The organism is Moorena sp. SIO3B2 (assembly GCF_010692525.1).
In the GTDB taxonomy this organism is placed as follows: Bacteria; Cyanobacteriota; Cyanobacteriia; order Cyanobacteriales; family Coleofasciculaceae; genus Moorena; species Moorena producens.
In genome coordinates, this window is sequence record NZ_JAAHHE010000740.1 from 1 (window position 1) to 1,984 (window position 1,984).

A 1,984-nucleotide genomic window follows, 5' to 3' on the forward strand; every position below is an offset into this window, starting at 1 on the left:
TTGGGTAATATCCATAGTTGTATGTACTACACAAGCTGTACTACACAGACAGAATTCGGCGGGGGCGATTCAGCAAAGCCGACTTGTTCACAGCTTAGAAGGCTGGTGTGACTGCCTCTGCACTACGCCCTCTTATAATACAATTATATTACATAATTAGATTAGATGTTGAGATTTAGCACAAAGTTGGCACAAGGGCAAGATATGGGAGTATAGGAGTTTCTAAGTCAGTCAATCAGGATTCATCCACAGGAAACATTTATAGCACTACCCATTCAGATGTTTGACATTTATAAACTCCGAAACCTAGTCCTAGCTTACTTCTGACTTTTGAATTCTGACTTCTGACTTTTAACTTCTGACTTTTGACTTCTGACTTCTGACTTCTGACTTCTGACTTCTGACTTACGGACTTGCGCGTAGCGCTATACCAACCGAGCCAGAGTTCCCTCCATGATAGCCGTGGTTTGAGCAGAGACCGTGAATACCAAAGCTTCCCGATAGACTCGCTGGGCAGCATGGTGTTTGTAGTTAGCAGCACCACTAGACACAGTAACCGCTGCTTGAGCACATCTTCCTGCTAAGTTGATTGCCCAAGTCCTCAGTTGTAGCCGTTCTTGAAAAGTCTGATAATCTGCTTGTGCTGCTTCGATCATGGCTGTCTGGCAGCGAGTCAATTCCCCGTTGAGGGATTCAAAAGCATTGTATAGAAAATCCAGTTGCTTGGTTTTGGCCGCCGCTGCTACAATGTCCAGTCCAGCTTGGGCACATCCTAGAGCCAAAAAACCAGCAGACAAAACTTTTTTCTGGTCATTGTCGTGAATTGCACCTGCTTTAGCAATCGAGACCACACGTTCTTCAGGTAAGAACCAATCGGTAAGGGTAGCACTAACCGTATTGGTGGATTCCATCGCCGCCAGTGCCATGGGTTTGCTAAAGGTAATAGTACCACCTGCATCTTGGCAAGTTGGAGTAAATGGCACCATACCGTAAACTTCTCGACCATCAGGCAATACTGCACCGATGATAAACTCTTGAAAGAAGCTAAACCCAGTAACCCAAGGCACTTTTCCATTGATCTGATATCCACCATCTACCGGAATAGCTTTGACCGGTGGGTTACCTGTTCGTCGCACTTGGGAAAAGCCGATACCAACTAGCATTTGACCCTTAGCTAATTTGGGAAGATACTGCTGCTTCAACGATTCATTCTCAGAGTAAGCGATCATTGCTCCAGCACTCTGGTGTTGCATTTGCAAGAATGCCAAAGCACCGGAATACCGTGCTAACAGTTGCTGGAAGTAGCCAAAGGTTGTGCTACTTACTTCTAGACCTCCCCAGGATTTCGGAATCCGTAGCCCTAGGAAAGTGCGATTCGGCTTTGCCGACGCTACGCGAACGCTCATCCCCAAGAGAGCCTTTCCCAACACCTCAGGAGCACTATCAATTTCTGAAGCCAAGGGAGCAACGGATTCCCTTAGATAAGACTCTGCTGTCTCTAATAGGGTTTGTTGGTCATTATCGGGATACCGTTTAATCACCTGCATCAACCTTTCTAGTTACTCTGAATCTATAGCGGTTTCTAACCTAAAGAGGTACACAGGATTTTTTCCCAGATCCGCTTGCTATATAAATTTTAATCCCGATACCGTTACCATTTGCGACTGCATCAAGACAATGATCAAAAATGTATTTAAAGATATCCTCTTATCCAAAACTACTTCTTCCTTACCCACACTCCCCACACTCCCCACACTCCCCACACTCCCCACACTACTCCCTCTTCAACACATCTTACGACCCTTCCGTCTAGCCGTTGCGCTGGTGCTATCTTGTCTATTAACCCTTACAGGTTGCCATCCGAACCAGTTTAAGACTCAAGCAGCTCAGGTCTCTCAACTAGTGTTAGCTACTCCTAGTGACCCAGCTACCTTTAACGCTATTGTTAATACCTCTCCCTTCGGTGTATTTGGTTACCTCTACG

At 45.7% G+C, this 1,984-nt stretch carries 1 protein-coding gene and 1 pseudogene; one reads left to right on the top strand and one right to left on the bottom strand.

Translation table 11 applies throughout. The annotated features are described in order from the left end of the window. Positions 1–425: 425 nt before the first annotated feature. Positions 426–1,547, bottom strand: a complete 1,122-nt coding sequence (locus tag F6K38_RS40470) for an acyl-CoA dehydrogenase family protein (RefSeq protein WP_287360494.1) — start codon at positions 1,545–1,547, stop codon at positions 426–428. Between the two features lie 130 nt (positions 1,548–1,677). Between F6K38_RS40470 and F6K38_RS40475 the strand changes: the two are divergent. Continuing rightward, positions 1,678–1,984, top strand: a pseudogene (locus tag F6K38_RS40475) (hypothetical protein); the annotation flags it as partial.